The organism is Candidatus Cybelea sp. (assembly GCA_036489315.1).
In the GTDB taxonomy this organism is placed as follows: Bacteria; Vulcanimicrobiota; Vulcanimicrobiia; order Vulcanimicrobiales; family Vulcanimicrobiaceae; genus Cybelea.
Genome location: DASXFZ010000024.1, coordinates 1 through 2,669 on the forward strand (window position 1 = coordinate 1; position 2,669 = coordinate 2,669).

At 62.6% G+C, this 2,669-nt stretch carries 2 protein-coding genes and 1 tRNA gene; 1 reads left to right on the forward strand and 2 read right to left on the reverse strand.

Translation table 11 applies throughout. The annotated features are described in order from the left end of the window. Both VGG51_06455 and VGG51_06460 read right to left on the reverse strand, forming a co-directional pair. A partial coding sequence (locus VGG51_06455; protein ID HEY1882665.1) for a hypothetical protein occupies positions 1-792 on the reverse strand: 792 nt, incomplete at its 3' end. Between the two features lie 97 nt (positions 793-889). Then, entirely contained in the window at positions 890-1,696 is an 807-nt protein-coding gene (locus VGG51_06460) for a creatininase family protein (GenBank protein ID HEY1882666.1), read from the reverse strand. A gap of 70 nt (positions 1,697-1,766) precedes the next feature. Here VGG51_06460 and VGG51_06465 point away from each other — a divergent pair. Continuing rightward, positions 1,767-1,838 (forward strand) — tRNA-Glu (locus tag VGG51_06465). The last annotated feature ends 831 nt before the right edge of the window (positions 1,839-2,669 follow it).

Sequence of the window (2,669 nt, forward strand, 5' to 3'; positions counted from 1 at the left end):
TTGGAAGAGGTTGCGGTCGCCGCCGATGCTGGCCAATCCGTAAAGATCGGCGCGCGGTTTCGGGCGCGCGGCCGCCGAACCGGCGAGATCGAACTGGCCGCCGGCCCAAAAGCGCGTATCTTGAAACGTCGGCCAGGTGCCACTGGCCGAATCGCCCATGATCGAATCCCAGACCCACGAGAGGTGCTCGGCGCGAGCGGCGATGCCGCGCACGAACTGCAGGCGCCACGTTTGCTTGCCGCCGCGCGGCACGCGCAGGACGTCGAGCGGGACGATCATCACCGCGCTCCACGATCCAACGCCGGTGCTGCCGGCCGCGCTCCAGCGCGGGCGGAAACGGACGTTTTCATTGGCTTGCTCGTAACGGGTGCCGCGGGGCGTCGTTTCAAAATAGTAGGCCTGGCTGCCGCCGCCGCTCGTATCGAGGCCGATGCCGACGAAATCGTCGAGCCCGAAGCCGACGTCGTTGGTCGTCTGCGAGGCTGCGATCGGGACTCCGTCTTGTTCGGCTTTAAAGCCGACGTAGAGATTCTTGTCGTCGTACAGGAGATAGACGGTGGTTTGATAGCGCGACGGCTGGCGGGTCGTTACGTTCTGCCAGGGCCCTTGCTCGGGGACTTGGCCCGCGACCCACGCCGGATCGGCCAGCGCCGGATCGAGCGGGAGCGGATGCGCCGCGCGCGCGACCGGAAAGGAGAAGTTCGCCGGCACGGCAGCACGCGCCGGCGCGCACAGCAGTGTCAGCGCGCCTAAAAAGACGAGGGCCAGCCGAACAGTGTAGTCCGCTCTCATCGGTTTCAAAGGGGTGCTACAACAGCGAGATGCCGATGGTTTCGCTTTCGCGCGTTATCAATGGTTATCAAAGGAACGGCGTGTGGAATGCGGCGTTCTAGTGGTGGTTTTTGCGGGGCGGGCTGCTGCGCGCGAGCAGCTCGTCGACGAGTTCGACGATGCCGTTAGCCGCCGCATCGAGAAGCCGTTTTCCTTTTTCTGCCGTCGCTTTGGTGGGATCGCCCATCACGCCGCTTTCGCTGAGCTGACTCCAGTGTTCCATCATTGCCAGCGGACCATCGCCGGCGATCAGATCGGTCCAGTAGTTTTTCGTGGGCCGATGGGAAAGTTCGCGCACGGCTTTATCCATGTCGACCAAGTCGGGGCGCAGTGCGAGGTAGAGCGACGTCTCGAACTCGCACGCGTGATTCATGCCGCCGACCGCGTCGGATTCGCGCAACGATTCGGCGACCTCGCGGACGCCCGGCGCGCCCCAGTAGTTCACCGCCGCCGTCAGCGCGCCGGTCTCCACGACGGAGAGCCGCGCGATCACATCGCAGAAGGGCGTGTTGCTGCCGTGGCCGTTGACGATAAGAATTCGCGTGAATCCGTGATGGGCGAGGCTCTTGCAAACGTCGACGCCGTAGTCGATTAGCGTATGTGCGCCGATGGTGATCGCCCCGGGGAAATCCAAGTGATGTGGACTGAATCCGTGGTTGATCGGCGGCACGAGAACGACTCGATCCGCGGCCCGCGAGGCCGCCAGCTCGCAGACGCTCGCGCAGAGCAGCAGATCGGTATCGATCGGAAGATGCGGCCCATGGTCTTCCAGCGTCGCGATTGGCACGATGGCGACGCACGGACGTGCCGCCGCCTCTTTCACCTCGGGCCAGGTCAACTCGCCATACCGATATTTCGGCGCCATACGGTTGCCTTCTCGGGCTCAGGTGGGATAAACTGCCGCATATCCGAAGCCTAAACCTCGCGAGATCCGCGGCGCCATCGTCTATCGGTTAGGACATCGCCCTTTCAAGGCGGAAAGACGGGTTCGATTCCCGTTGGCGCTAGCACATCTTGCCTTATTTTACTGACTTTTTTCAAAGGCGCTCTCTTGATTGGCCCACATTTGGCCCACACGCCTTCTTCCGCGCCAACAACGCGGAGTTTTTCTGCATTTTCGAAGATCTTGTCGAGCCGATCCGCGGCCTGCGCTTTGAGATCGCCGAGCACGTGCGTGTAAAGGTCCGCGGTGATCGCCGTGGTCGTGTGGCCGAGCATCTCCGATACGACCTTTAACGGTGTGCCGGCGCGAAGCGAGATTGACGCGTACGAATGACGCAGCCCGTGAAAGCTTACCTTCGGCAGCCTCGACGCCTTTACGGCTCGTAAAAACTCATTCGAAAATGTATCGGGCTTCCACGGCTCGCCGGTGCGCGGGTCAGGAAAGACGAGTTGCTCATCGCCGAATTGGCCGCTAAGGTGAAGCCTCAGCTTCGACTGTTGCGCGTGCTGTGAACGCAAAACCTCGATTGCGCCCGCAGTCAGTGCGACGTCGCGTCGGCTCTTTTCGGTCTTAGGCGTCTTAAAACGTACCGCGCGATCCTTGCCGGTTCCGACTACCTCAAGCGACTGCCGCACATGTAGCACGCGGTTGCCGAGATCGACCGCGTCCCAAGTAAGGCCCAGCAGCTCGCCTCGGCGCATTCCAGTGTAAATCGCAAGCCGAGTAACGGGCCCGAGCAGCGTTCCGTCGAGGTAGGTCAGCAGTGCCACTGCCTGCGTCTCGTCGAGCGCGGAGATCTCGGCGCGGCCCTTCTTTGGGCTCATGCGCTTCGCAAAAGGTAGGACGGTGAGCGCGCCGTCGTCGAGCGCGTCATGCATAGCGGTGCGCAGTGTCG

Bases quoted from the DNA above. Each gene is read 5' to 3' on its own strand.
- VGG51_06460 (HEY1882666.1), bottom strand. From the start codon at position 1,696: ATGGCGCCGAAATATCGGTATGGCGAGTTGACCTGGCCCGAGGTGAAA.